At 62.1% G+C, this 25371-nt stretch carries 24 protein-coding genes and 1 pseudogene; 12 read left to right on the top strand and 13 right to left on the bottom strand.

What is annotated here, in order from left to right; translation table 11 throughout:
* Positions 1–60 precede the first annotated feature (60 nt).
* Entirely contained in the window at positions 61–633 is a 573-nt protein-coding gene (locus tag NKJ94_RS06415) for a DUF3299 domain-containing protein (RefSeq protein WP_352523683.1), read from the top strand.
* An 11-nt stretch (positions 634–644) separates the two neighbouring features.
* On the opposite strand, the gene NKJ94_RS06410 is transcribed toward NKJ94_RS06415, so the two are convergent.
* The 4 genes and pseudogenes from NKJ94_RS06410 to NKJ94_RS06395 form a co-directional block, all read right to left on the bottom strand.
* Positions 645–1136, bottom strand: coding sequence for an Lrp/AsnC family transcriptional regulator (locus NKJ94_RS06410; protein ID WP_023675006.1), 492 nt, complete (start codon positions 1134–1136; stop codon positions 645–647).
* A gap of 202 nt (positions 1137–1338) precedes the next feature.
* A pseudogene (locus NKJ94_RS06405) lies at positions 1339–1956 on the bottom strand (uracil-DNA glycosylase family protein); the annotation flags it as partial.
* Positions 1957–1969: 13 nt separating this feature from the next.
* Positions 1970–2581: a glutathione S-transferase gene (locus tag NKJ94_RS06400; protein ID WP_352523681.1), complete on the bottom strand. Its 612-nt coding sequence runs from the start codon at positions 2579–2581 to the stop codon at positions 1970–1972.
* A gap of 42 nt (positions 2582–2623) precedes the next feature.
* Positions 2624–3247 carry a thermonuclease family protein gene (locus NKJ94_RS06395; protein WP_352523679.1) on the bottom strand — a complete coding sequence of 208 codons (624 nt, stop codon included), beginning with the start codon at positions 3245–3247 and terminating at the stop codon, positions 2624–2626.
* Between the two features lie 75 nt (positions 3248–3322).
* Here NKJ94_RS06395 and NKJ94_RS06390 point away from each other — a divergent pair, with 75 nt between their 5' ends.
* Complete coding sequence (locus tag NKJ94_RS06390) at positions 3323–4837, top strand: sensor histidine kinase (protein ID WP_352523677.1); 1515 nt, start codon at positions 3323–3325, stop codon at positions 4835–4837.
* Positions 4838–4841: 4 nt separating this feature from the next.
* Here the strand turns inward: NKJ94_RS06390 and NKJ94_RS06385 are convergent, their stop codons facing one another.
* Positions 4842–5840: a nicotinate-nucleotide--dimethylbenzimidazole phosphoribosyltransferase gene (locus NKJ94_RS06385; protein WP_352523859.1), complete on the bottom strand. Its 999-nt coding sequence runs from the start codon at positions 5838–5840 to the stop codon at positions 4842–4844.
* Positions 5841–6037: 197 nt separating this feature from the next.
* Between NKJ94_RS06385 and NKJ94_RS06380 the strand changes: the two genes are divergently transcribed.
* Positions 6038–6271: a DUF1289 domain-containing protein gene (locus tag NKJ94_RS06380; RefSeq protein ID WP_352523676.1), complete on the top strand. Its 234-nt coding sequence runs from the start codon at positions 6038–6040 to the stop codon at positions 6269–6271.
* 13 nt (positions 6272–6284) lie between these two features.
* Positions 6285–6989, top strand: a complete 705-nt coding sequence (locus NKJ94_RS06375; protein WP_352523674.1) for a TIGR02281 family clan AA aspartic protease — start codon at positions 6285–6287, stop codon at positions 6987–6989.
* 9 nt (positions 6990–6998) lie between these two features.
* Here the strand turns inward: NKJ94_RS06375 and dusA are convergent, their stop codons facing one another.
* The gene (gene dusA / locus NKJ94_RS06370; RefSeq protein WP_352523672.1) at positions 6999–7991 is read right to left on the bottom strand and encodes a tRNA dihydrouridine(20/20a) synthase DusA; all 993 of its coding nucleotides are present in this window, start codon (positions 7989–7991) and stop codon (positions 6999–7001) included.
* 198 nt (positions 7992–8189) lie between these two features.
* Positions 8190–8861 carry a GntR family transcriptional regulator gene (locus NKJ94_RS06365; protein ID WP_352523670.1) on the bottom strand — a complete coding sequence of 224 codons (672 nt, stop codon included), beginning with the start codon at positions 8859–8861 and terminating at the stop codon, positions 8190–8192.
* A 141-nt stretch (positions 8862–9002) separates the two neighbouring features.
* On the opposite strand from NKJ94_RS06365, the gene NKJ94_RS06360 reads away from it, so the two are divergent.
* The 8 genes from NKJ94_RS06360 (at position 9003) to NKJ94_RS06325 (ending at position 17820) form a co-directional block, all read left to right on the top strand.
* Positions 9003–9590, top strand: a complete 588-nt coding sequence (locus NKJ94_RS06360; protein ID WP_352523668.1) for an amino acid synthesis family protein — start codon at positions 9003–9005, stop codon at positions 9588–9590.
* Positions 9583–11382, top strand: a complete 1800-nt coding sequence (locus tag NKJ94_RS06355) for an alpha/beta fold hydrolase (protein ID WP_352523666.1) — start codon at positions 9583–9585, stop codon at positions 11380–11382. Before NKJ94_RS06360 ends, NKJ94_RS06355 begins: the two co-directional genes overlap by 8 nt.
* Positions 11383–11387: 5 nt before the next feature.
* A complete protein-coding gene (locus NKJ94_RS06350) occupies positions 11388–12458 on the top strand; it encodes an LLM class flavin-dependent oxidoreductase (RefSeq protein ID WP_352523664.1) in 1071 nt (356 codons plus the stop codon).
* A complete protein-coding gene (locus tag NKJ94_RS06345) occupies positions 12455–13930 on the top strand; it encodes an aldehyde dehydrogenase (RefSeq protein WP_352523662.1) in 1476 nt (491 codons plus the stop codon). The genes NKJ94_RS06350 and NKJ94_RS06345 overlap by 4 nt, the downstream gene beginning before the upstream one ends.
* Before the next feature lie 83 nt (positions 13931–14013).
* Positions 14014–15018: an ABC transporter substrate-binding protein gene (locus NKJ94_RS06340; RefSeq protein ID WP_352523660.1), complete on the top strand. Its 1005-nt coding sequence runs from the start codon at positions 14014–14016 to the stop codon at positions 15016–15018.
* A gap of 66 nt (positions 15019–15084) precedes the next feature.
* Entirely contained in the window at positions 15085–15945 is an 861-nt protein-coding gene (locus NKJ94_RS06335) for an ABC transporter permease (RefSeq protein ID WP_352523858.1), read from the top strand.
* Between the two features lies 1 nt (position 15946).
* Positions 15947–16747, top strand: a complete 801-nt coding sequence (locus NKJ94_RS06330) for an ABC transporter permease (protein WP_352523658.1) — start codon at positions 15947–15949, stop codon at positions 16745–16747.
* Positions 16744–17820, top strand: a complete 1077-nt coding sequence (locus NKJ94_RS06325; protein WP_352523657.1) for an ABC transporter ATP-binding protein — start codon at positions 16744–16746, stop codon at positions 17818–17820. Before NKJ94_RS06330 ends, NKJ94_RS06325 begins: the two co-directional genes overlap by 4 nt.
* A gap of 1048 nt (positions 17821–18868) precedes the next feature.
* Here NKJ94_RS06325 and trpB read toward each other — a convergent pair.
* The 6 genes from trpB to NKJ94_RS06295 all read right to left on the bottom strand — a co-directional run bounded on the left by trpB (position 18869) and on the right by NKJ94_RS06295 (position 25263).
* A complete protein-coding gene (gene trpB, locus NKJ94_RS06320; protein WP_352523655.1) occupies positions 18869–20083 on the bottom strand; it encodes a tryptophan synthase subunit beta in 1215 nt (404 codons plus the stop codon).
* Positions 20084–20188: 105 nt separating this feature from the next.
* Positions 20189–20983 (bottom strand): helix-turn-helix transcriptional regulator, encoded by a 795-nt coding sequence (locus NKJ94_RS06315; RefSeq protein ID WP_352523653.1) that lies wholly within the window; start codon positions 20981–20983, stop codon positions 20189–20191.
* A gap of 86 nt (positions 20984–21069) precedes the next feature.
* Positions 21070–22107 carry a phosphatidylglycerol lysyltransferase domain-containing protein gene (locus NKJ94_RS06310; RefSeq protein WP_352523651.1) on the bottom strand — a complete coding sequence of 346 codons (1038 nt, stop codon included), beginning with the start codon at positions 22105–22107 and terminating at the stop codon, positions 21070–21072.
* 273 nt (positions 22108–22380) lie between these two features.
* A complete protein-coding gene (locus NKJ94_RS06305; protein WP_352523649.1) occupies positions 22381–23103 on the bottom strand; it encodes a glycosyltransferase in 723 nt (240 codons plus the stop codon).
* A 108-nt stretch (positions 23104–23211) separates the two neighbouring features.
* Positions 23212–23985, bottom strand: coding sequence for a glycosyltransferase family 2 protein (locus tag NKJ94_RS06300; RefSeq protein ID WP_352523648.1), 774 nt, complete (start codon positions 23983–23985; stop codon positions 23212–23214).
* A 114-nt stretch (positions 23986–24099) separates the two neighbouring features.
* Complete coding sequence (locus tag NKJ94_RS06295; RefSeq protein WP_352523646.1) at positions 24100–25263, bottom strand: glycosyltransferase family 4 protein; 1164 nt, start codon at positions 25261–25263, stop codon at positions 24100–24102.
* Positions 25264–25371 lie beyond the last annotated feature (108 nt).

Raw genomic sequence — 25371 nt, 5'->3', positions numbered from 1 at the left:
AGCGGCAGCTTTACTTGATGTCACAAGCCGCAAGGTCAAGGCTCAAACAGTGGAGCAGCGATGAACAACCGTTTTAAATCAGGCGCGATCGTGGCAGCCGCCTTGTTGGCGTCCGCCATCGCGGCAAGCGCTTCCGGCGGGACCACGCACATTTTCTGGAAGGATCTGCGTCCGGCGACCCAGGCAGCCGCCGAAAGCGTCGGACTGCCGATGATCGCGGCCAAAATGCCCGACCATGGCGAGACGCTGTCTCTCAACTTGCAGGACAAGACCGTGCAGCTCGCAGGCTACGCACTGCCGGTCGATCGCGACGGCGATCTCATCTATCAATTCCTGCTGGTGCCGTGGACGGGGGCCTGCAGCCACATGCCGACGCCGCCGCCCAACCAGATCGTCCTCGTTACGCCGGCCCGCCCTTACAGGATGTCTGAGGCCTACCAGTCGGTTTCGGTGACCGGCGCATTGCAACCGGGCATGGAGAAGAGCCAGCTTTTCATCCTCGACGGGGTCAGTGTCATCCAGTCGGGCTACGCCGTGCGCAAGGCCGAGGTGGTCAACGTCGACACCGTGCCGGACACGATCACGCTGCCGGTCAACTCGCCCTGGACTTTCCTGAACAAAAAGAAGAACTAAGCAGAAGAACCTCAGGCGGCGTTGGCGCCGGACTCCTTGTCGAGCATCATGTAATCCAGCGGCATCTCGGTCGTGTATTTGATCTGCTCCATGGCGAAGGAAGACGACACGTCGCGGATCTCGATCTTGGCGATCAGCCGCTTGTAGAAGGCATCGTAGGCGGCGATATCGGGCACCACGACGCGCAACAGATAGTCCACATCGCCGCTCATGCGGTAGAATTCGACCACTTCGGGAAATTCCTGGATGACCTCCGAAAAGCGCCGCAGCCATTCATGGCTGTGCGAATTGGTGCGGATTGACACGAATACGGTGACCCGCACATTGACCTTTTCATGGTCGAGGATGGCAACACGCCGCTTGATGACGCCCTCTTCCTCGAGCTTCTGGATACGCCGCCAGCACGGCGTCGTCGACAGGCCGACCTTCTTGGCGACGTCGGCGACCGCAAGCGTTGCATCCTCCTGCAGGAGGCGGAGAATTTTTCTATCGAGGCGGTCCATTGGGTGCTCCCCTGATGCAAGTCGCCCAAAGTGCGCAGCGGCTTTGGCACAACGACATGCATAAAAACAAGAATTTAACGCGCGTCCCCTCATGCGCGACGCGCTTCAAGGAATAGATTACCATATTCCCTCTTGTTCAAGTCTATTACAAGAAAGAAATTCTGTCGGATAGCGCGAAAGCGAGTGATTTCTTGCTGAAAGCCTAGCCCAGGCGATAGCGGATTTCCGATCTCAGAAATGGCAGCAAATCCATTTCAAACCATGGATTGCGCTTCAGCCAGCCGGTGTTGCGCCACGACGGGTGCGGCAATGGCAGCACTTTCGGGCTGGCCGGCGCTGCCCAGATGGCACGCCAGTCCATAACTGTTTCCGTCAGTGAGGGACGGCGCGCCGTGCCCATATGCCAGCTTTGCGCGTAGATGCCGATCGTCAGCACCAGATCGATTTGCGGCATCAGCGCCATCAGCGATGCTCGCCAGGCCGGCGCACATTCGCGGCGCGGCGGCAGGTCGGCGCCCTTGGCGTCCTGGCCGGGAAAGCAAAAGCCCATCGGCACGATGGCGAATTTGTCCGTGTCGTAAAATTCTTCGCTGCCGACACCCAGCCAGCTTCGCAGCCGGTCGCCGGAGGTGTCGGTGAACGGCATGCCTGACACGTGGACCTTGGTGCCCGGCGCCTGGCTGGCGATCAGGATGCGGGCGCTCGACGATGGCCTGAGTACCGGACGCGGCTGGTGCGGCAGCGGCCTGCCTGCCGGCTTGTCGACGCAGATGCGGCAGGCGCGTACCCTCGCCGTCACGGCTTCCAATTCTTCGCTCATTCAGGGCTCATTGTCAGGCGGCGGCGCTCGGCCGGCCGGAGATTGCCCGATGCCAGCGCAGCACGTTGGTGCACTCTTCCGGCACCTTGATGCGTGCAGGCTTCATGAAATCGATGGCGACCAGCCCGGTGATGTCGGCGATCGAATAGACATCGCCGGCGACGAATTCCCTGCCGGCGAGTTCTGTGTCGAGGAACTTCAGGAACTCGACGGCTTTCGGTTTGTTGGCCTCTCCCCATTCGGGGATTTGCGGGATCTCCCATTCCCTCATCGCGGGGTGGATATGCCGGAACGCCGCGGCGACACAGCCGAACAGATTGAACTCCACACGCCTTTGCCACATCTCGACAATTGCCTTGCCGAGCGCGCCACGCCCGAACAAAGCCGGCTCGGGATGCAATTCCTCGAAGTAACGGCAGATGGCAACGGACTCGGTAATGATGGTGCCATCGTCGAGCTCGAGCACCGGCAGACGCTTCAGCGGATTGCGCGAGCTGACCGGCTGTTCTCTGTGCTCCAATGCTCCCATGTCTATGGGCACCAGCGGAACCCGGAGTCCCTTCTCGGCCAGGAAAACCCGAACCCGCCGTGGATTGGGCGCGCGCCCGCCATCGAACAGCTTCATCTCTATCCTTCCTCGTCCATCCCGACCAATTATAGGCACAGCTCACCAGAAGCGAAAAATTTCCCGCAAGGCGTCGCCGATCGACGCCAAGGTGCTGTGCTTTCTTTCGACCAGCTCGTGGCCGTGGCTCTCGCGCCAGTTCTTCGGCTCGTCGAAAGTTCCGGCCCAGATGCCGGCTCTGCCCGCACGCGCGGCGGCTTCCTCGGTCTCGAAATCGCCAAAGGCGACCGCCCAGCCGGCCTCGACCTGGGCGCGGTTGAGATCCTTGCCGTCGGCCTTGCAGTCGCCGAGCAGCCTGCCGTAGCGGTCGCGCTGCCAGCCGCTGCAGGAGACGGCTTTGCCGGCGATCAACCGCACCAGCGACTGGCGCGCGAGCTTGCCGCAGGGATAGTCGGCACCGTACTTGCGGCAGATCTGCGAATATTCCGGCGCATCGATGCCGCGCATGCGAATACGCTCGCTGCCGAGCGTGATCGTATCGCCATCATTGACGACAGCGGCGCCCTCCGTCTTGCGCGTCTCCACCCGGTCGAGGCGCGCCGCCAGGAGGATCAACAGGCCGAGCACGACGAACGTCAATCCATAGTCCACCAGCCTGCGCCACAGGCTTCGCGGACGCGGCGGATAGTATCGCTGGCGCGGCCATCGCGACCACGAACGGCTCATATGGCAAACCGTTGGTTAATCATTCGAACGTAGCTTAACAATTTGAAATTGCTGCCCGCGTAAATTGAAGACTTCATGCCCTTGCAACGCTCGACCACAGCGGACAAGTTTATTGTGGACCGCAGGAAACGCCATCGCAACAGCGATGTCGCGCGCGCGGTGCGCAAGACGCGCGACCGTCTTTCGCAGCAAGCCGGAAATCCCGACTTCGACCGCGAGCTTTTGAAGCTCCACGCTCGTTCGATGACCGGCGGCGCGATCATCATCCCGCTGCTCGTTCTGGCAATTGCCGCGGCAGGCTTGCTCGCGGGCATCGGCACGGAGATCGGCGTCTGGGCGCTGTTCACATTCACCTGCTATACCATCGTTGCATTCATGGCGAGACGCATCACTCAAGCGTCCGAGCTCAACCCGCTGGAAACGCACAGGGATTTCCTGATCGCCCATTTTCTCTGCGGCCTTGGCTGGGCCTGGTTTGCATGGCTCGGCTGCGGCACCTGCCAAGTCGATCAGTTCCAGATCGCCAAGGCGGTGGTGCTGCTACTCGCCATGGCGGCAACCGCGATACTGGCGTCGTCTCTGCGCGGTGCGCTGTTGGCGACGTTCGCCCTCCCGGTCGCCATCTATGCCTATGCCAGTGCGAAATTATGGATGCCGGTCGAGGCGATCATGGCAGGCTTGCTGATCGCCTCGTTGCCTTTCTTCACCTATGTGGCGCGCCAGCTCAACCGTTCCTCGCTGATGCTGCTGTCGTTCCGCTCCGAAAAAGATGCGCTGATCGCCGAACTGGAGACGGCGAAATCGATGTCGGACGAGGCACGGCGGCGAGCGGAAGACGCCAATCTGGCGAAATCGCGTTTCCTGGCTTCGATGAGCCACGAACTGCGCACACCGCTCAACGCCATTCTCGGCTTCTCCGAAGTGATGGCCAACGAGGTGCTCGGCCCGATGAGCAACCCGACCTATCGCGACTATGCCCGGGACGTGCATGACTCCGGACAGCATCTGCTCGACCTGATCAACGAAATCCTCGACCTGTCGCGCATCGAAGCGGGCCGCTATCAGCTCAATGAGGAGCCGATGATGCTGCTTTCCGTCGTCGAGGATTGCTGCCACATGATGGAGCTGAAGGCGCGCAACAAGGACATCCGCATCGTCCAGGATTTCGAAAACGCCTTGCCGCGCCTGTTTGCCGACGAACGCGCGGTGCGGCAGATTGTGCTCAACCTCTTGTCCAACGCTATCAAGTTCACCGCGACCGGCGGCGAAATCCGCGTGCGCGTCGGCTGGACGGCGGGCGGCGGGCAATATCTCTCCGTCAAGGACAACGGGCCGGGCATACCGGAAGACGAGATCCCGATCGTGCTCTCGGCCTTCGGCCAGGGCTCGATCGCCATCAAGAGCGCCGAACAGGGTACCGGGCTTGGCCTGCCGATCGTGCAAGGCCTGCTGGCCATGCATGGCGGCGAATTCCAGCTCCATTCCAGGCTGCGCGAAGGCACCGAGGCGATCGCCATCTTCCCGCTGAGCCGGGTGATGGAGGAATTGCCGGCGCTGCCGACCAAGGCGGTTGCTTCGCGCCGGCGCTGAATGCCTAACCGCGGACCGCCGCCGCCATGCCGGAGCTGGTCAGCGCGGCGGCCTTGACCAGGCCAGCGGCAAGAGCCGCCCCTACCCCCTCGCCTTGACTGACACCCAGATCGAGCAGCGGGCGAAGGCCGAGGCGCTCGGCGGCCTTGGCATGCCCCGGCTCCGGCGACAGGCTGGCGAGGAGACAATGGTCGAGCGCGGCGGGGTTGGCGGCATGTAGGACAGCAGCGGCCGCCATTGCTGCAAATCCATCGAGAAGCACCGGAATCTTTTGCATCCGCGCCGCCAGAATGGCGCCGCAGATCGCTGCGAATTCCCGTCCACCGACCCGGCGCAGCGCTTCCAGCGGGTCCTTGAGGCTCGCGCCGTGAAACGCGATCGCAGCATCGACCACCTCCGCTTTGCGCCTCTGCATCGCCGCGTCGGCACCCGATCCAGGGCCGACCCAGTCGGCGCCCTTGCCGCCGAACAGTGCTACGCAAAGGGCCGCGGCGACCGTCGAATTGCCGACGCCGAGGTCGCCAAGGCAAAGCAGGTCGGTGCCACCGGCAATCGCTTCCATGCCGAAGGCCATGGTGGCGGCGCAACCGCGCTCGTCCAGTGCCGCGTCCTCCGTGATGTCGGCTGTCGGAATGTGCAGAGCCAGATCGAACACCTTCAAGCCGAGATCGTTGGCGATGCAGATCTGGTTGATCGCTGCACCGCCGGCGGCGCAAAGCTCGACCGCGTTTGCCGTGGCAGCGACGGGGCGCGGCGAAATGCCGTGACGGGTGACGCCATGATTGCCGGCAAAGATCGCCACCAATGGCCACATCACCGCCGGTGGCGCGCGACCGCTCCAGCCGGCGAGCCAAGCGGCGATGTCCTCGATGCGGCCGAGCGAGCCGTTGGGCTTGTCTGCCTTGGCAAACAGCTGGCGCACGCGGGCCCCGGCCGCCATATCTGCCGGCGGCAGGCTCACCAGGAGGTCGCGAAAATCGTCGAAAGGCAGCGCGCTGGTCATGTCGATGGCGGTCGTCCCTGTGAATTGGTGAGCGGCATAGCCGCCTTGGCCAGCCGGCACAACCTCAAGCCGGCACAACCTCCAGGCCCGGCACAACTTGGAGGTATTGACGCGAAAGCACCTGTTGGCGGCGCATCCCCGAGGGCTTGCATTGACTTTGTCGTTGCACCATGTGGAGGCTAGCCAAGGAAATCCTTATGACGGCCATTGAATCCCCGTGCATCCTGGTCTGCTCGATCGACATGAAAACCGGCTTCTGTTTCGGTTGCGGCCGCACGCGCGGGGAAATCGCCGCTTGGATCGACATGACCCCGCAAACCCGCCGCAGCGTCATGGCCGAGCTACCGGCAAGGCTGGAAACAGTCGAGCGACGCCCCCGCCGGGAAACCCGTCGCAGCCGCATGGCACGCGAACGCGACGCCCTCTCGTGAACCGGCCGCAGAGATGAACCGACTGTTGTGGATTCTAATCATCGCGATCGGGGCGGGTGTGCTCCTGCTCATGCTCAACGATTCCGCCGGTAGTACGTTCGGCATCGAGAATTACGATTTCGGCCAGCTGATCTGGCTTGGCGCTTTAGCGGCACTCGTCGGCGCCGGCCTGCTGAGATCGGGCAGGCCGTTGGGCACCATGGCCCGCAGCCTCGGCGCCTGGGGCGCCATCGTGCTGGCGCTGATCGCCGGCTATCAGTACCGCTATGAGTTGCAGGATTTCGCCAGCCGGATCACCGCCGGCCTTGTTCCCGGCAGTCCGCTGGCGCTTGGCGTGGAAGAAGGCCATGCCACCGTCACTCTGGACAAGACCGGCAACGGCCATTTCGAAGCGCGCGTCACGATCAACGGCACGCCGATCCTGACGGTTGTCGATACCGGCGCCACCAGCACCGTTCTGACCGCCGAGGACGCACTGGCGGTCGGGTTCAATTCGGCGGCTCTCCGCTTCACCATACCGATCTCTACCGCCAACGGCATGACACGCGCCGCCGCCGTAAAAACGGACGAACTGTCGATCGGCGGCATCGTGCGCAAGGACATGCCCATCATGATCGCAGCACCCGGCACGCTCGGCCAGAGCCTGCTCGGTATGAATTTCATCGGCTCGCTATCGGGTTTCGACGTCCGGGGCGATCGCATGATTTTGCGGGATTAAGTTTTTTCCTCAGGCCGCCTCTGCGGACCTGCCGAAATCGACCTCTGCGAAAGCCGCCTTGAGCACCTGCGGTCCGGCACCCGGCTTTGTCGCATCGGTGGACAGGATCTGCCGATAGCGGCGTGCACCGGGCAGACCGTGAAACAGCCCGACCATGTGCCGGGTGACATGCCCGAGCCGTCCACCCTGTTCGATATGGCGTGCCGCGTAATCCGCCATGGCGTCGATCAGCGCGGCAAAATCGAACGCCCTGCCCTTGCCGCCATAAAACGCGGCGTCGACGCCGGTCAGTATCCCTGGCGTGTGATAGGCGGCGCGGCCGAGCATGGCGCCATCGACATGGTCGAGATGCCTCAGCGCCTCTGCGAGAGATTGAATGCCGCCATTGATGCCGATGAATTTGTTTTGTTTTCTGGCTTTCAGCCGATAGACGCGGCCATAGTCGAGCGGCGGGATGTCGCGATTTTCCTTTGGGCTCAGACCTTCCAGCCAAGCCTTGCGGGCGTGCACCCACAGCGCGTCGGCGCCGGCCGCGAAAACACCGTCCGCCAGCGCATCGAGTGCCGGCTCCGGATCCTGCTCGTCGACGCCGATGCGGCACTTGACGGTAACCGGTATTTTCACCGCCGCCTTCATTGCCGCGACGCAATCTGCGACGAGCACAGGCGCCTTCATCAGGCAGGCGCCGAAGGTGCCCGACTGGACGCGGTCGGACGGGCAGCCGACATTGAGGTTGATTTCGTCATAGCCGAAGGCTTCGCCGATGCGCGCCGCCTCGGCCAGTTTTCCCGGATCGGCGCCGCCGAGCTGCAGTGCCACTGGATGCTCAGTATCGTCGAAGCCGAGCAGCCGCTCTCGTGCGCCGTGGATGACCGCATCGGCCACCACCATCTCGGTGTAGAGCAGCGCCTCGCGCGTCAACTGGCGATGGAAGAACCGGCAATGCCGGTCCGTCCAGTCCATCATAGGTGCCACGGCAAGTTTGTGGCGTAACATATTCATTTTACTACTTTTCTCTGTCTCAATCCGTCCGATACTCCGTTGGAATGACAGAGCAATTTGGCAAGAGATGTACACCCAACTAACCCGATATACGAATTTGCCGCCGCAACTGAAAGCAATTTGGTCATGTCACACATCCCACCGCACACATCAATTAGATGCCTGCCGTGGAACGATCAACCGCTGACAGCATACCATTCAGCCAAGGCGAAGCGTGTTGCGGGCGATCTGCCACGCGGATTCGACATGCCGCCGCGCCGCCGCCTCCGCCTCGTCTGGCTTGCGCGACCGGATCGCATCCATGATTTCGGTCATTTCCGCGATCGCCGGCTCGCGGCGGTTCTCCGACGCGATCGTCATCGAGCGGAGCTGGTTGATACGGACATTCAGCCCCGTCACGATTTCCCAGGCAATGCGCTTGTCGGCCGCCTCGAACAGCGTTTCGTAGAACTTGGTCGTCGCCCGCATCACCTCGACAGGCGCGCGTGACGCCCACGCGTCAAGCAGGTTCGTCAAGGCAGCATCGAGCGAAGCGATCTGCGCGTCGGTGGCCGTTAGGGCGCAAGCCCGCGCCGCGATGCCCTCGAGCAACGCCCGCAATTCATAGATTTCGTCAGTGCGGCCGAGATCCGGCTTGGCCACGGCGGGCCCATGGCCCGGTATCATCTGCACCAGGCCTTCCGCCTCCAGCTGCCGCAGCACCTCGCGCACGACGGAACGGCTCACCCCGAGCTGATCGCAAAGCGGCCGCTCGACCAGCCTTTCACCAGGCTGGAAATGAAAGCCCATGATCGCCTCACGCATGCGCTCCAGCGCTAGCGTCCTCAACGTCTTGGCAGAGCGGTCGATCCGCAGCGTATCGCCTGGCATTTTCTCTCCGTACCCTGACCGGATCACAAAACAGATTCCATAGCCGATTGACAAGGCTCCCGGCGCTCCATAGTATGGTATACCATAAGACGGTGTAAAGGTATTGGTGTTTGTCTAGCGCCGTGGCGACCGAGGACTTTCATGAAACCAGCCATTCGAAAGATCGTCACCTACATCGAGAACACGTTAATCGAGGGCGGCAAGGAAGCCCCGAGGCCGTTGCGCCTGATCGGCGTCGCCGCCGTGTTGACAAACCCTTGGGCCGGCCGCGGTTTCACCGACGACCTGTCGCCGGAGATCCGCGCCATTGCTCCCGTCCTCGGCGAACTGCTGACCCGCGAAATCATTGCCGTCGCCGGTTCCGGTGAGGCGATAGAGGGCTACGGCAAGGCCGCGATCTGCGGCACGGCGGGCGAGATCGAGCATGCATCGGCACTGATCCATACGCTGCATTTCGGCAACCACTACCGTCGCGCGGTCGGCGCCAAGACCTATCTCGCCTTCACCAATCTGCGCGGCGGGCCGAACACGCCGATCATGGTCCCGCTGATGGACAAGAACGACGAAGGCCGCCGCTCCCACTATCTGACCATACATTTTCAGATCGGCGACGCGCCCGCGCCCGAAGAGCTGGTGGTGGCGCTTGGCGCCTCGATTGGCGGCCGCCCGCACCACCGTATCGGCGACCGCTATCAGGACCTCAAGGAGGTCGGAGATCTGCATGGCTGACGTCGCTGTCACCGTATGGGTCCGGGACACGGCTCCGGACGGCACCGGCTTCATCCGCGCCGGCTCCGGCGCGCCGGTTCTGCTCATTCACGGCGTCGGCATGAACGCCGCGATCTGGCACGATCAGATCGCGTCGATGAAAGACCATCACGACCTGATCGCCATCGACATGCTCGGCCACGGCGTTACACCGCTGCCGCCGGAAGAAGCCAGCCTGTCGGATTTCGCCGATCAGGCGGTTCGCCTGCTCGACCATCTTGGCCTGGCGTCGGTGTCGATCGTCGGCCATTCGATGGGCGCGCTGGTCGCTCTGGAAATCGCCCTTCGCGCCCCTTCCCGCGTTCGCTCCATCGTCTGCCTCAATGCGGTGTTCCGCCGCCCCGCGACCTTGGCGCAGGCCGTACGCGAGCGTGCGGCCGCGCTTGGCACCCATGGCAATCCTTCCGCCATTGCGGCAACGCTTGCCCGCTGGTTCGGCGACCCGCTGCCGGCGAACCTTATCGGCGCGGCCGCCACCGCGCGCGTCGCCCTCGAAAGGGTCGACCCTGAAGGCTACGCGCGCACCTATCGCCTTTTTGCCCATGCCGATGCCGAGCATGCCGATGCTCTCCCCGGTCTTGCCGCACCGGCCCTGTTCATGACCGGGTCGCAAGACAGCAATTCGACCCCGGCCATGTCGGCGGCGATGGCCAGGCTTGCGCCGCACGGCCAATGCCTCGTGCTCAATGGAGAAAGGCACATGATGGCAATAGCTTCCCCCGAAAAAGTGACCCAACACATCATGGATTTTCTCGACACGGCAGGAGACGCTGGCGCGAAGCCGGAGACGGATGCAGTCTTTGACAGCGGCGAATTCCGGCGGGCGCTCGGCTCTTTCCTGACCGGCGTCACCGTCGTCACCACGATCGGAGCGGAAGGCGAACCGCGCGGCTTCACCGCCAACTCTTTCACCTCGGTCTCACTCGAGCCGCCGCTGGTGCTTGTCTGCATCGCCAAGAGGGCGCTGGGGCACAATGCTTTCTCGACATCGAGAGGTTTCGCCATCAACATCCTGTCGGAGAGCCAGAGGGCCCATTCCGGCATCTTCGCTTCCAAAGCCGCGGACAAGTTCGCGGCCGTGGCCTGGCAATCGGGCCGGACTGGCAATCCGCTGATCGACGGCTCCGTCGCGGTGTTCGATTGCGGCATGGAGCAGCTGGTCGATGCCGGCGATCACTCGATCCTCATCGGCCGCGTCCGCGATTTCAGCCACAACGGAGCCCAGCCCCTCGGTTATTGCAGAGGCACCTACGTCACGCCCGGCCTCAGCCAGGAGGCGCTGGCGGCAGTGCCCCCCGATACGGAGGTCGGCGCTATCCTCGAGAACGAGGGCCGTGTGCTGTTCTTCGAAACGGCCGACGGGTTTCAAGAGTTGCCTGCCGGGCGCGGACTGGGCACGCCGAACGATACACGCAGCCTCAAGGGCCGCCTTGCCGCCAGGGCCATAGATACCCATCTCGGCTTCCTGTTCGCGGTGTGGGACGATGCCGCCGACCCCTCGCGCACGCATGTTTATTATCGCGGAACGGTCGATGGCCCCTATTCCGACGATCGCCAGATGCGGCTTGTCGACATTGAGCAGATCGCCGATCTGAAGATCGCCGATCCCGCGGTGCGTTCGATGCTTGCCCGCTATGCGCGCGAACGTACGGAAGATGCGTTCGGCGTCTATGTCGGCAACGAGGTCGAAGGCGAAGTCCGGCCGCTCGCCAAGCCCTCGCCTTCTCAAATTTCTCTTTCCGGTCGCGGGTGAAACCGATGAAATTTTCGCTTTTCGTCCACATGGAGCGATCGGATCTGGCAAGGCCGCATTCCGAGCTTGTCGGCGAGCTGGAGGACTTGGTTCTGCAGGCGGAAGAGGCGGGGTTCGAGACTGCCTGGATCGGCGAGCATCACGGGATGGAATTCACCATCTCGCCGAATCCGTTCATCAACATCGCCTGGCTCGCCGCCAAAACCAGGCGCATCCGGCTCGGCACCGGAACCATCGTCGCGCCGTTCTGGCACCCGATCAAACTTGCCGGCGAAGCGGCGATGGCCGACGTCATCACCGGCGGCCGTCTCGACATCGGCATTGCGCGCGGCGCCTACGCTTACGAATACCAGCGGCTTTTCCCAGGCCTCGAGGCCTGGGGTGCCGGCCAGCATATGCGCGAGATGGTGCCGGCGATCCGCGGCCTGTGGGATGGCGATTTCGAACTCGCCGGCGAGTTCTGGTCGTTTCCGTCGACCACCTCGTCGCCCAAGCCGCTGCAAAAACCTTACCCGCCGATCTGGGTGGCGGCGCGCGACCCCAATTCGCACGACTTTGCGGTCGCCAGCAAATGCAATGTGCAGGTGACGCCGCTCGCCTCGGGCGATGGCGAAGTGGCCAGCCTGATGGAGCGTTTCAACGCGGCGTGCAATGCCCACCCCGACGTGCCAAGGCCGGAGATCATGCTGCTGATGCATACTTTCGTCGCCGAGGACGCCGCGGATACTGACCGGCTCGCGCAGGATCTGTCGCAGTTCTACTGCCAGTTCGGCGCCTGGTTCCAGAACAAGAAGCCGGTGCGCCAGGGCATAATGGAAGCGCTGACCGAGGACGAGATCGCGGCCATGCCGCAATATGCGCCAGACAAGATCAGGCAGAACCTGGTCATTGGCGAAGCCGACGAGGTGATCGCCAGGCTGAAGGCCTACGAAGCGCTCGGCTACGATCAGTATTCGATCTGGATCGACAGCGGCCTTTCCCATCAACGCAAGAAGAAATCGCTGCAGCTCTTCATCGACAGGGTGATGCCGGCCTTTTCCGAGCCGAAAGCTGGGCCGAAAGCTGGATTGCGATGAGCACCACTCAATTCAGGAACTATATAGACGGCAGCTTCGTCGAGGTGGCGGCGACCTTCGACAGCATCGATCCCTCGACGGGCGCGCCATGGGCGACGATGCCTGCTGCATCGTCGGCCGACGTCGACCACGCCGTGGAAGCCGCCCACCGGGCGCTGCGCTTCGGTCCGTGGGCAGCGATGACGGCAACGGCACGCGGCAAGCTTCTGGTGCGGCTCGGCGATCTGGTGGTCGCCAATGCCGACCGGCTGGCGGAACTCGAGACGCGCGACACCGGCAAGATCATCCGCGAGACCCGCGCCCAGATCGCCTATGTCGGCGACTACTACCGCTATTATGGCGGGCTGGCCGACAAGCACGAGGGCTCGTTTGTCCCCATCGACAAGGCCGACATGGAAGTGACCATCCGGCCCGAGCCGATCGGCGTCGTCGCCGCCATCGTGCCGTGGAATTCGCAGCTCTTCCTGTCCGCCGTCAAGCTCGGACCGGCACTGGCGGCCGGCTGCACCATCGTTCTGAAAGCATCGGAAGACGGCCCTGCCCCGTTGCTGGCCTTCGCCGAACTCGTCCATGAGGCGGGATTTCCCGCCGGGGCCGTCAACATCCTGACCGGCTTTGGCCATGATTGCGGTCACCGCCTGACCAGTCATCCGCTCGTCGCCCGCGTCGCCTTCACCGGCAGTCCCTCGACCGCTCGGCAGATCGTCAGGAATACGGCGGAAAACCTCGCCTTCACGACGCTCGAGCTCGGCGGCAAAAGCCCGGTCGTGGTGTTCGCCGATGCCGATCTGGACAGCGCCGCCAACGCGGTCGTCGCAGGTATCTTCGCCGCCACCGGCCAGAGCTGCGTCGCCGGCTCGCGGCTGCTGGTCGAGCGCTCCGTGAAGGACGAATTCCTCGCCCGGCTCAAGCGCAAGGCCGAGGCGATCAGGACCGGCGATCCGCAGGATCCCGTAACCGAAATGGGACCGCTCGCCACCTCGCGCCAGCGCGAATGGATAGAGAAGATCGTTGCTGAAAGCCTGGCCGCGGGCGGGCGGCTGGTCACCGGCGGCATCCGCCCCACGGGCATGGCGGATGGCTTCTACTACGCGCCGACGATCGTCGACGCGCCTGATCAGACCCTTGCCTGCGTGCGCGAAGAGCTCTTCGGCCCGGTGCTCTGTGTGCTCGCCTTCGACAGCGAGGCTGAAGCGCTTTCGCTCGCCAACGACACGAAGTTCGGCCTGGCGTCCGGCGTGTTCACCACCAATCTGGCAAAAGCCCACCGCATGGCGCGCGGCATCCATGCCGGCGTGGTCTGGATCAACACCTATCGAGCGGTCTCGCCGCTGGTTCCGTTCGGCGGCTATGGCCAATCCGGGCTCGGCCGCGAAGGCGGCCTCGATGCGATCCGCGACTACACGCGTTCGAAGTCGGTGTGGATACGCACCTCGGACGACCCGATTCCCGATCCTTTTGTCATGCGGTAGCCGCCGCTGGCCGGGGATGCGCGATCAAGGCGAAATCGACCGATCGCGAACAGACAACAACGAAAACAACAGAGGAGAACGACATGAAACTGATCATTACCGGCATCCTTGCCGGACTTCTGGCAACGACGGCCGCAAAGGCCGAGGACATGGTGTTCACCAGCTGGGGCGGGACGACCCAGGAAGCGCAGACCAAATCCTGGGCAGAACCGTTCACCGCCGCATCCGGCATCAAGGTGATGCAGGACGGTCCAACCGACTACGGCAAGCTGAAGGCGATGGTCGACAGCGGCAGCGTCAACTGGGACGTCGTTGACGTCGAGATGGATTTCGCCATCAAGGCGGCCAAGGACGGCTTGCTCGAGCCGATCGACTTCACCTCCGTGCCGAAGGCCGACCTCGATCCGCGCTTCACCACCGATCATGCCGTCGGCAGTTTCTACTATTCCTTCGTGCTCGCCTGGAACAAGGGCGCCGTTTCGGGCGAACCGGCCGGCTGGGCCGACATGTTCGACCTGAAGAAGTTCCCGGGCAAGCGGACCTTCTACAAATGGTCGGCGCCCGGTGTCATCGAGATCGCTTTGCTGGCCGATGGCGTTCCGGCCGACAAGCTCTATCCGCTGGATCTCGATCGCGCTTTCAAGAAGCTCGACACCATCAAGTCGGACATCATCTGGTGGGGCGGCGGCGCGGAGTCGCAGCAATTGATCGCATCCGGCGAAGCAGCGTTCGGCCAGCTGTGGAACGGCCGCGTCTTCGCACTGGAGAAGGATGGTGCCGATGTCGGCGTCTCCTGGAACCAGAACCTAACCGCAGCTGACGTTCTGGTAGTACCGAAGGGTGCCAAGAACAAGGATACGGCGATGAAATTCCTCGCCGCGGCGAGCAGCCCCGCCGGCCAGGCGAAATTTGCCGAAGCCAGCGGTTATGCGCCGATCAACACCAAGGCCAAGGCAGAGATGCCGGCCGATGCCGTGAAATCGCTGCCGGACGCTCATGTCGACGGACAGATCAATCTCGACATGAACTACTGGGCCGCCAACCGCGACACCATAGCCGCGCGCTGGTATGCCTGGCAGGCGAAGTAAGCCTCCCCTTGAACAGCAATGGACGAGACGGTTCGCGCCGTCTCGTCCTGTAGCCGGGTCGCTGCCATGTCGGTCGAAATACGCCGGAACTTTGGAACGGTGCGGGTGCCGGCAGGCCTCAATGGCCTGCTGCCGGCCCTGATCCTGATTGTGCTGTTCTTCGTCGTCCCCGTCCTGGTCCTGCTTTTGCGCAGCGTCACGGAACCCGAGCCCGGCTTGCAGAACTACGCGGCCCTGCTTGGTGACGGCACCTATGCGCGGGTGTTCTTCAACACATTCCTGGTCGCGGCGCTGGTCACCATCGTCACGGTCCTTGTCGCCTTTCCGGTCGCCTGGATGCTGGCGATCGTGCCTTCGGGACTGGCCTCGATCGTCTTCGGCATCATCATCCTGTCGATGTGGACCAATCTCTTGACCCGCACCTATGCCTGGATGGTGCTGCTGCAGCGCACCGGCGTCATCAACCGGACGCTGATGGCCATCGGCGTCATCGACCAGCCGCTGCCGCTCATCAACAATCTCACCGGCGTCACCATCGGCATGGTCTATATCATGCTGCCCTTCATGATCCTGCCGCTGGTCGGCACGTTACGGGCGATCGATCCGATGACGCTGCGTGCGGCGTCGCTGTGCGGCGCAAGCCCTTTCCAGGCGTTCCGCCGCATCCTCGTGCCGCTGTCGCTGCCCGGCGTCGCCGCCGGTGGCCTGATGGTCTTCGTCATGTCGCTCGGCTACTTCGTAACGCCGGCACTGCTCGGCGGTACGTCGAACATGATGCTTGCCGAAATGATCGCGCAGATGGTCCAGTCGCTGCTCAACTGGGGGCTCGGCAGCGCCGCAGCCTTCATCCTGCTTGTCGTCACCATGGCTCTCTACGCGCTGCAGCTGCGCCTTGCCGGTGCCAGGCGCATGAGCGGAGGCATCTGAGATGCTGCTCGACTATGACCGCATGGGTGGACTGCGGGTTGCCCTGTTCGGCTTCACCGCGCTGGTCGCCGGCTTTCTTCTGTTGCCGGTGGTCTTCATCGTCCTGCTCTCCTTCGGCTCGTCGCGCTGGCTGGCCTTTCCGCCGCCCGGCTGGACGCTCAAATGGTACCAGGAGCTTTTTGCCGATCCGGCCTGGCTCGACGCCGCGCTGACCAGTGCCCGGATCGCCACCATGACGGCGATCCTCGCCGTGCTTATAGGCCTGATCGCCTCCTTTGCTCTGGTTCGTGGCCAATTTGCCGGGCGTGAGATCCTGCGCGGCCTGCTGCTGACGCCGATGGTCCTGCCCGTCGTCGTCTTCGCCATCGCCATCTACGCCTTCTTCCTTCGCCTTGGCCTCGGCGGTACCACCATCGGCTTCGTCATCGCCCACACCGTGCTGGCGCTGCCCTTCGCCATCATCCCGATCGCCACGGCGCTCGAAGGGTTCGACAAGTCGATCGAGGATGCGGCCATCGTCTGCGGTGCAAGCCCGCTCGAGGCCAGGCTCAGGATCACCTTGCCGTCGATCCGGATCGGCATCTTCTCCGCCGCGATCTTTTCCTTCCTCGCCTCGTGGGACGAAGTCGTGGTGGCGATCTTCATGGCCAGCCCCAGCTTGCAGACCTTGCCCGTCAAGATCTGGGGCAGTCTGCGGTCGGACCTCAGTCCGGTGATCGCCGCCGCCTCCAGCCTGCTTGTCGGGCTGACGCTTGCCCTGATGGTGGTGACGGCGCTGCTGCAGCGAAAGTTCCGTACATGACCCAGCCCTTCCTCTCCATCCGCAATCTGCGCAAGGCGTTCGGGGCGGTCGTCGCCGTGCACGACGTCACCCTCGATATACCAAGGGGCGAGTTCCTTACCTTCCTCGGGCCCTCGGGCTCGGGAAAATCGACGACGCTCTACGCGATCGCCGGCTTTCAGGATCCGAGTTCAGGCGATGTCCTGCTGGAAGGAAAATCACTGCTTGCAGTGCCCTCGCACAAGCGCAACATCGGCATGGTCTTTCAGCGCTACACGCTGTTTCCGCATCTGACGGTGGCCGAAAACGTCGAATTTCCGCTGCGGGTTCGCCGCCGGCCGGACGCCGAGGTGAAGAAGAAGGTCGCCGACATGCTGGCCCTGGTGCGGCTCGAAAGTTTTGCCGGGCGTTTGCCCGGCGCGCTGTCGGGCGGCCAGCAGCAGCGCGTCGCGCTGGCCCGGGCTCTGGCCTACGATCCGCCGATCCTTTTGATGGACGAGCCATTGTCGGCGCTCGACAAGAAGCTGCGCGAGGAAATCCAGGGCGAAATCCGCCGCATCCATCGCGAGACGGGCGTCACCATCCTCTACGTCACCCACGATCAGGAAGAGGCGCTGCATCTGTCGGACCGGATCGCCCTGTTCCGGGATGGCCGCATTGAGCAGACCGGCAGCGGCGAGGACCTCTATCTCAGGCCGGCGACCGTTTTCGTCGCCGGCTTCATCGGCAATTCGAATTTCCTCGCCGCCGAGCATCTCGACACCGCCGATGGCACGGCGACGATCCGGCTGGCGGACGGTTCGGTGGTATCCGGGGTCAGGGCCAATGGCACATTCGGCAAAGGCCAGAAGACCAGGCTGATGATCCGCCCTGAAGCCTTTCGCATGGAGCGGAGCCCGGCGAGCGCGGAACTGAACGTCGAGATCGTCGACATCGCCTTCTACGGAGAGCGTCGGCGGATCGTCGCGCGCACCGCCGCAGGACAGGAGGTTGACATCAGGCCGACCTCCGCCGCCCTGCAATCGCAGGATGTGTCGCCCTGCGGCCGGCAGGTCTTTTTCGATCCCGCCGCCGCATTCCTGTTTCCCGCTTGACTAGCATGCGTGGATCGCCGCCATCCAATCCTTCGTAGCAATGGAAGCGCGTTTAGGAACAAGTTGTCGTTAGGTCCATCATCAGCTTCGGTCGGCAAACGCATAACGGGTTCGAAGCTGCCGGCGGCTGATCGCGGGTACCTCGGCGAACATCCTCGCGGGATAGGCCAATGCAGTCCGCAAAAGGCGCCTCAAACGAACGGTCGGCCGCCCATCGCACGAACGAAAATAGAAGAGAAGCAGAACTTTCGTGTGCAGTTTTTTGCACATAATCCTCGTCACCAAGTTATCTAGGTGGGACGCTCGACTGTCGACCTTCTCCACCCGCTGCGCGAGCTGGAAAGCTGGAGGTCTCGGTGATCGCCATGACGGGACGGCATTCGACCTGTCGTCGCCGCACGGTCGCATGCTGCTACGTTTCTCTCCGGCATTGCAGAATTTGAGCGCGACCTGATCAGCGAGCGCGTCAATCCGGACTCGCCGCTGCAAAAGCACGCGGTAGAAAGCTTGGACGCCAAACTGGCGAGCGCCCCGAATCAGATCGGCTTGCGCCGAAAGTCTAGGCGCTAGTAGCCGAAGGACGTAGCCATCGCTGGATCGCTCGTGATCTCGGCGTCAGCAAGAACACCCAACGCCCGCGACGGATGGCGGGTGCAGCTCCTGCGCCCATTGACAGCCGTCATGCTCGGCTGGAGGATGAAGAGCGTCAACGACGATAGCCGTGTGGGAAGGCAATGGTCCAACCGCCAAATACCGGATACCGTCCTGGCAGCGTCGTAACGGTCATCGTCATTTGTTTGATCATCGTTGCTTTGTTCTTCATAGGCTTCAGATACTCAAGGCCAGGCCAGGGTACTCTCGTTATTCCTGGCGGTACGCAGCAGCAACCGTGAATCCGAACCCCTTGGCGCTGATGCGGAGCTGTTCTCAGGCTGCCAAAAGTGCCCCGGCGGGACTGGGGGACGACCGCAAGAATGGTCCGGCGCGGCAATCGCCTTCAGGTCGGGATCTTTCGCTGTTTTCGAGCCAAGCGAGCCTAGGCAACAGATCAATCGCTGTAGTTTTCCATTACGAAGTCCACATCCTTATCACCCCGGCCAGAAAGAGTGACCAGGATTCGCTCCGACGGGTGACAACGCGCCGCCAATTGCATCGCAAAGGCAACAGCGTGTGCGCTCTCTAGAGCAGGAACAACGCCTTCTGTCCTCGACAACCGATAGAACGCCGCGACGGTCTGCTCGTCATCCACTGCGGTGAACGACACTGCGTCATGGAGCATACAAATCTCCGGGCCGACGCCCGGATAGACAAGCCCCGATGCGATTGAAGAAACCTTCGCAATATTGCCGTCGGCGTCCTGGAGAACGATGCAGTGCGAACCGTGCAGCGTGCCAGGCGTTCCGAAGGTCAACGTGGCGGCATGCTCGCCGGGCTTAGCTGATTTTCCCAAGGGCTCAATCCCGTGCAGCGACACACCCTGATCATCTAGGAAACCAGCGTAAATACCCATTGCGTTCGATCCTCCGGCCACGCACGCCACGACATGATCAGGCAAAGCCCCGCCATTCACCGCCATGAATTGTTGCCGTGCCTCCTGTCCGACTACCGATTGAAAGTCGCGGACGATCAGCGGAAACGGGTGCGGGCCGATGGCGGAACCGATCGCATAGAGGGCATGTCGATACTGCCGCGCATAGGCGTTGTACGCGGAATCGCTTGCTTCCTTGAGCGCCGATTGACCTTGTCCAACCGCAATCACCGTTGCCCCGAGAACCTTCATGCGGCTGACATTGGAACGTGCCTTCTCAAGATCGACTTCTCCAATGTGCACCTCGCATTCGAGGCCGAAATAGGCGGCCGCCGTGGCAAGCGCGACCCCGTGCTGGCCTGCGCCTGTCTCCGCGATCAACTTGGTCTTGCCCATATGCCGCGCGAGCAGGGCGAAGCCGACGCAGTGATTGAGCTTATGGGCGCCGGTGTGGTTCAGATCCTCGCGTTTGACGAACAGTGTGGCGCCGCCGATTTGAGCGGAAAGATTGGCGAGGCGGTGTACGGGTGTGGGCCGACCCTGGAAATAAATGCGGGCATCATGCAGTTTGCGCTGGAAATCCGGCATGTTCCAGGCGAGCTGATGCGTTTCGGCCAAGGCGGCAAGCTCGGGCCGCAACTCCGCGGGGTAGTCAATGCCACCATACCTACCGTAGTAGCCTTGGCTATCCGGGTGGCTATTACGGTAGGTGCCCGTAGTTCTTTGAAACGACATTTGGTCGACCTCTTGATGGTGAGGTCCGACCGATACGCCAAGTGAGCGGCAGTTTATTGAATGGGATTTGCGCGACGCAGCGATTGCCCTGCCCGGCGGCTGTAGCTAATGGGAGTTGGCTCGAAGGTCGTGCGACAAGCGGCCAGGAGTGACACCGTAGACCTTCCTGAATTCGCGGGTGAGATGCGCTTGGTCGCAGAAACCAACCGATTGTGCCGCCTCACACAATTCGGCGCCTGCACAGATCAGTTCTCGCGCCCTCGCGATGCGCAGCTGCCTGACATAGGTTTGCGGCGCAATGCCGGTCGCGCGGTGGAATATCCGGACGAAATGGCTCTTGTGAAGTCCGACATGCCGGGCAAGCATGTCCGTGCGGATCGCGCGCATATACCGTTCGTCGATGAACTGACAAGCGGCTCGGACAGCGGTCATGCCGCTTGCGGCGAAACCGGCAGGCTCGAACGAGCAGTTCTGCAACAACTTGCGCAAGGCGGTCTCAATCGGAGCGGCGCCTGAAGTTGGAGAGGATAGGGCATCGACAAATGCTTCGGTCGCCGCGCATCGGCGCAATACATCGGTCCGGACGAGAGGGACGGTGGAGGTGCAGTCGCCCGCCGAGAGGCAGTCCGAGACGAAGCGTGGGGACGGATACAGAACCTCATAGCGGGCCGGCTGGTCCAAACTGCCACCGCTATGCACCTCGAATGGATTGAAGAAGAACACGTCGCCTGGCTGCGCCCTTTTGCTCCATCGGTTCGATTGCAATGAAGCACTTCCCGCAGTGAGGACAACCACCGAGAGAGTGTCATGCATGTGCTGATCGAAATGGCGCGCCGAAGCGCGCGCCCTGAGAAGATCCGGCGACCCCAGTATAAACCTGCAAGACTCGACAATGGTCATCACACCACACTGCACTCAAACTCTGATCATGGCCTCACAATAATATCGCATGCCTCGTTCGACAGAGGCCGTCTCCGCACTAACCACTAGACGGCCCTGATCAGCCGGAGCAGAGAAAGCGCCTCGAAAAAGGTCCCCTTGCGAAAGGCGAGATAGGTCGGCTCTTCGACACCGTGGAATCGGCGCTTGAAGGCCGCCTGCCCCTGCAGGTTGAAGCGGGTGCGATTGACCCACGGCGATTCATAGGCGCGCTGGAAAGCGCGCCGCCAGAAATCGCTTTCGACAAAGCCGCTGGGTCCGATTTCGACAAGCGGCGACAGGCCGAGGGTGACGACGGAAATACCTTCGTTGCGAAAGCGGTCGACCGCGAATTTGGTCAGGCCGATCTCGGCATGCGCTGAGGCATCGATGTGCTTGCGCTTGAACGAGGTGGTGTAGCCGATGACCTTGCCGTCACTGAACAGCGGATCGAAATCCAGCAAGGCAACGAGCTCTCCATCCGGACCGTGCAGGACGAAGCGGCGCATATCGACGCCAAGGTGATCGGCAAAGGGCCTGTTCAGGAACCTCATCTCCCAGCGCTTGACGATGCGGTCGGCCCGCCAGTTCTGGGAGAGCCTGGCAATCTCGTCGAGGAAGATGGTCCCGTTGTCCTCCGCGAAGGAAAACCCCTTCTTCAAGAGCCAACGTTCGGAATAGCGCACTGTCTCATTGCGCTTTCCGGAAAAGTCGTGGCCGGGCAGGACAAGCCTGGTGTCGACGCCGAGGCGGTTGACCTGATAGCCAAGCCCAGCAAGCACGCGCGCCGTCTGTTCGCCGATCTGCACGAACCACGGGCTGCCGGCAACCTCGATGAAACGTCTGATATAGTCGCGCCGATCGGCCGGGTCAGCCATTGGATCACCGAGCGCGAAATGATGTCGCGTTTTACTGCCGTAAGCGATGTAGCCCTGGGCATCGCCGAAGTAATGAAGTCCCTTCTGCACGGCGGTCGAATAGGCAAGGGAAAAATCGCCATGGCGACGAACCAGCGCCAGGCGCTCGACATAGTTCAGCTGCAGCCGCGGTATTTTAGGCCGGCGGTTTTCCAAGAAACGATCGAGGCGTCTTCGCAGTGACGGCATGGTCGACTTTCGCGTGCCGGCTAGGCCGATGAAAGAGCTGACGGACTCCAACCGATCATATTGCCGCGAGCTGATCCTTATCTGGGTGCGGCATGCTTATCCGGCCGGAACTGCCAGATTCTTAGGCGCAATCTGCCCCCGGTCCCGCCCCAAGGCGGCACCACGCATTGTTGTCGACGCTCAGCGTCTGACGGCTGGTTGCTGCGCTCTTCGCGACACGGAAATCGATGCCACTTCGGAAGCGCTCAGGTCACCTGCCAAGCACGATGGCTCTTATCGAACTGCGCTCTGAGAAGATTCTGCTTGATCGGAAGCCAAGAATTCGTCGCGTTCTGCTATCCAAAAATCTGCATAGTCGACATTCTGCCACTCGGCAAACCACGGGCCGCCGCTTGTATAGTGGACCGCCTTAGGCGTGCCGACAGCAGGCTTTTCGTTCCAGCCTTCGAGCCAATTCCACTCTACCGGCAATGAGCCCAGGTTTTCGTCGGCAACCCACTGCATTCGGTGAAGATAGGCGCCACTTTCCTGATTCACGACCTCTGGCGTGAGCGATTTAACCGAAGGATGCGCGCAATTGAACAGCATCAACGACGACCAGTTTTTCCGAGGATAGGATGTCTGGACCACGCCATCCATCTTAGTCGTGGCCTTCGGCGTATAGTCATGCTGGACGCAATAGACCGCCTTGTCCGAGTTCGTATATTTCAGCAGGCCTGCGACGTCACCGAGCCACAGGAAATCGCAATCGCAAAACAGGGCCCAACCCGTGTAGTCGGCGAGAAAAGGCGTGAGAAAGCGCGTGTAGGTGAACTCCGTTGAGGCGAGCGGATCTTTTTCCCGCCAATACAGCCCGTGGGCACGCATCTCATCCTGTTTGATCGGAATGACGGAGACAGGCGCCGACGCATGTTTCAGCAGCGAATGTCGCGCGACGTCGTACGCGATCGGCTCACGGCTGTCCCATCCGATAAATACCCTAAACGCATCAGTCATATTCACTACCCTGGCTTTCGATTTAAACGGTCGTACACTAACTAGTTGGCGATGGCTCGGCAACAATGGCGGTCAACCAAGCCGGTTTCTCACAGATTTGTCCTGGCCTCAGCCTTGCTTTTTCGGATGGAATTGGCCTCGCATTCCCAATGCGACATGCGCCCATTTCTGATAGGTGTAGCTGGCCGAATACGCGGCAACCATCGCACCAATGGCACCGTCCAGAAATCCCAGCCGGAAAATATAGCTGCGCATATATGCCCAGACGGAGCGCAAAACCGCCTTGCCTATCGAGCTTTTTTTGCCCTCGGCAAGCAGTTGCGCGGCGGACGCTTCTGCGTACCGGCCGATCTTGTCGTGGGCGTCTGCCAGGTCGGTGATGGAGTCGTGCTCAATCGGCTGGGACAATCGCCTGACCTTCCCATTCACCAATACTTTCTCGTGCACGGTGTCGTCGCTGAAGCGCCCGGAGCGGCGACGGAAAAGCCGGAGCACCAGATCGGGCGACCAGCCGCCATGGCGGACAATGTGCCCGCAAAAGCGCGATCTTCTCGGTATTTCGAAGCCGTCATAGCCTTTTGGGTCCGCGATTGCGGCTCTGATTTCAGCACCGAGCGGTGCTTCCACCCACTCGTCGGCATCCAGCGAAAGGATCCAATCCCCTGTTGCCGCGGCCAGCACACGGTTTTTTTGCGCGCCGAAACCGGGCCAATCAAGGGTCATCAGAACCTTGGCCCCCAGTTCACCGGCAATCTCCCTGGTTCTGTCGCTGCTGTTATTGTCGAGAACGACAATTTCGTCGGCAAAATGGACCGAGCGTAGGCAACGCCCGATGCTCGCTTCCTCATTGCGGGCGATGACAATGACTGAGAGCGCCGGCACGGTCAGGCGGTTCCGGCATCAAGGCTGCCACTGTCGGTCGAATGCATCTGCGGCATCGGCTCCCGGCCTGTTAGCACGCTGAGGTACTAACCTATTCTAACAAAAAGTCGAAAGTCACTTCAGGTCGAGATTTTCATACAACGATATCATTCGCTGGATCATGACATTGAAATCGTACTGTTCGGCTGCCGCTCTCACCCGGGCTGCGGTCTCAGGTCGTGACGACAACTTCAGCGCGTGCGCGAGCCCTGCAGCGAGGTCGCTTTCGCTGGCCGCGTCGCAAACAAGCGTCGGCTCGAATCGATCGACAAGCTCGCGCGCTCCGCAACCGGTGCTTACCACAGCGGGCAAGCCGCTGGCCATGGCTTCGATCACCACTGTGCCGAAAGGATCATAGATGGAAGGCAGCACGGCAATATCGGCCGCGCCGTACCACGGTAACATGTCTCTCTGCGGCCCCAGCATCCGCAGCCTTGCGCCGAGACCGAGCCTGTCACCAGCCTGCCTGAAGGCGTTGGCGCGCGAGTCATGGCCGATGACCCACAATTCCGGCTCGCCGTCGAGCGTGGCGACAGCCCTCATCAATGCAAGAAGTCCTTTTCGCGCAAACCCCGAGCCGACAAACAGGACGACCGGCCTGTTATCGTCGACGTCGAACCGCGCACGGACCGCGGCCCGATGCCGTTGGCGCAGCTGCGGTTTGAAGCGGTCGAGGTCCACCCCATTGGGAATATGATGCACATTTTCCGCCGGATAATCGTAGTGACGGACAATGTCCTCTGCGACCATTTTCGAAATGGCTATGACAGCTTTGAGCCGTGGGCTGGCATAGGTTGCGCGTTCGAGACGCAGCGTCTGGCGGTGAAAGGGGCTCAGCGCCATTGCCGCCCTGCCAAGCCGCGTCTCGAAACGGCGCCGCTCGGCAAGATAGGCTGCATGAACGCCCTCCCCGGCCCGGAAGACATCGCAGCACGGAAGCCGATCGTTGCTCTGCACCAGGGCCGGTGGCATCTCGGCGATCTTGCGGCAGGCGGCTTGAGCAAAGGACGTCGCCCGCAGGGAGCGCGGAAAGCGGCGGCCGGCACAATGGATGAACTCTATCCCTTCATATCGCGGCCAGTCGCCGGACAGCACGGCCACCGGCCGTTGACGCGCGGCGAACGCCGCCATGATATTTTCCAGCATGATCTCGCCTCCACCGAAAGGCGCATAACGCTGGCGCACGAACAGGATCGGCCTGTCGAATTGATTTTCGATGCCACGAATGCCCGCATGCATGAGGTCTGGGCTCCGGCCTTGTTGCCATCTGACGATGTCTATAGAGGCCGACACGCATCGGCAACAGTTGGAAAGCTCACCGCCGGAACTCAGAACAGATCTGCGTCC

This window comes from Mesorhizobium sp. M0060, assembly GCF_040323155.1.
Classification (GTDB): domain Bacteria; phylum Pseudomonadota; class Alphaproteobacteria; order Rhizobiales; family Rhizobiaceae; genus Mesorhizobium.
Note: the sequence above shows the minus strand (reverse complement) of the source record. Positions and strands in the feature narration are given on the sequence as shown.

Coding starts and splice junctions, on each gene's coding strand:
- NKJ94_RS06415 (WP_352523683.1), top strand. CDS start 61: ATGAACAACCGTTTTAAATCAGGCGCGATCGTGGCAGCCGCCTTGTTG.
- NKJ94_RS06350 (WP_352523664.1), top strand. CDS start 11,388: ATGAAATTTTCGCTTTTCGTCCACATGGAGCGATCGGATCTGGCAAGG.
- NKJ94_RS06325 (WP_352523657.1), top strand. CDS start 16,744: ATGACCCAGCCCTTCCTCTCCATCCGCAATCTGCGCAAGGCGTTCGGG.
- NKJ94_RS06380 (WP_352523676.1), top strand. CDS start 6,038: ATGACGGCCATTGAATCCCCGTGCATCCTGGTCTGCTCGATCGACATG.
- NKJ94_RS06330 (WP_352523658.1), top strand. CDS start 15,947: ATGCTGCTCGACTATGACCGCATGGGTGGACTGCGGGTTGCCCTGTTC.
- NKJ94_RS06400 (WP_352523681.1), bottom strand. CDS start 2,581: ATGAAGCTGTTCGATGGCGGGCGCGCGCCCAATCCACGGCGGGTTCGG.
- NKJ94_RS06335 (WP_352523858.1), top strand. CDS start 15,085: ATGTCGGTCGAAATACGCCGGAACTTTGGAACGGTGCGGGTGCCGGCA.
- NKJ94_RS06410 (WP_023675006.1), bottom strand. CDS start 1,136: ATGGACCGCCTCGATAGAAAAATTCTCCGCCTCCTGCAGGAGGATGCA.
- NKJ94_RS06355 (WP_352523666.1), top strand. CDS start 9,583: ATGGCTGACGTCGCTGTCACCGTATGGGTCCGGGACACGGCTCCGGAC.
- NKJ94_RS06395 (WP_352523679.1), bottom strand. CDS start 3,247: ATGAGCCGTTCGTGGTCGCGATGGCCGCGCCAGCGATACTATCCGCCG.
- NKJ94_RS06305 (WP_352523649.1), bottom strand. CDS start 23,103: ATGACTGATGCGTTTAGGGTATTTATCGGATGGGACAGCCGTGAGCCG.
- NKJ94_RS06310 (WP_352523651.1), bottom strand. CDS start 22,107: ATGCCGTCACTGCGAAGACGCCTCGATCGTTTCTTGGAAAACCGCCGG.
- NKJ94_RS06360 (WP_352523668.1), top strand. CDS start 9,003: ATGAAACCAGCCATTCGAAAGATCGTCACCTACATCGAGAACACGTTA.
- NKJ94_RS06385 (WP_352523859.1), bottom strand. CDS start 5,840: ATGACCAGCGCGCTGCCTTTCGACGATTTTCGCGACCTCCTGGTGAGC.
- NKJ94_RS06340 (WP_352523660.1), top strand. CDS start 14,014: ATGAAACTGATCATTACCGGCATCCTTGCCGGACTTCTGGCAACGACG.
- NKJ94_RS06375 (WP_352523674.1), top strand. CDS start 6,285: ATGAACCGACTGTTGTGGATTCTAATCATCGCGATCGGGGCGGGTGTG.
- NKJ94_RS06365 (WP_352523670.1), bottom strand. CDS start 8,861: ATGCCAGGCGATACGCTGCGGATCGACCGCTCTGCCAAGACGTTGAGG.
- NKJ94_RS06315 (WP_352523653.1), bottom strand. CDS start 20,983: ATGACCATTGTCGAGTCTTGCAGGTTTATACTGGGGTCGCCGGATCTT.
- trpB (WP_352523655.1), bottom strand. CDS start 20,083: ATGTCGTTTCAAAGAACTACGGGCACCTACCGTAATAGCCACCCGGAT.
- NKJ94_RS06345 (WP_352523662.1), top strand. CDS start 12,455: ATGAGCACCACTCAATTCAGGAACTATATAGACGGCAGCTTCGTCGAG.
- dusA (WP_352523672.1), bottom strand. CDS start 7,991: ATGAATATGTTACGCCACAAACTTGCCGTGGCACCTATGATGGACTGG.
- NKJ94_RS06390 (WP_352523677.1), top strand. CDS start 3,323: ATGCCCTTGCAACGCTCGACCACAGCGGACAAGTTTATTGTGGACCGC.
- NKJ94_RS06295 (WP_352523646.1), bottom strand. CDS start 25,263: ATGCATGCGGGCATTCGTGGCATCGAAAATCAATTCGACAGGCCGATC.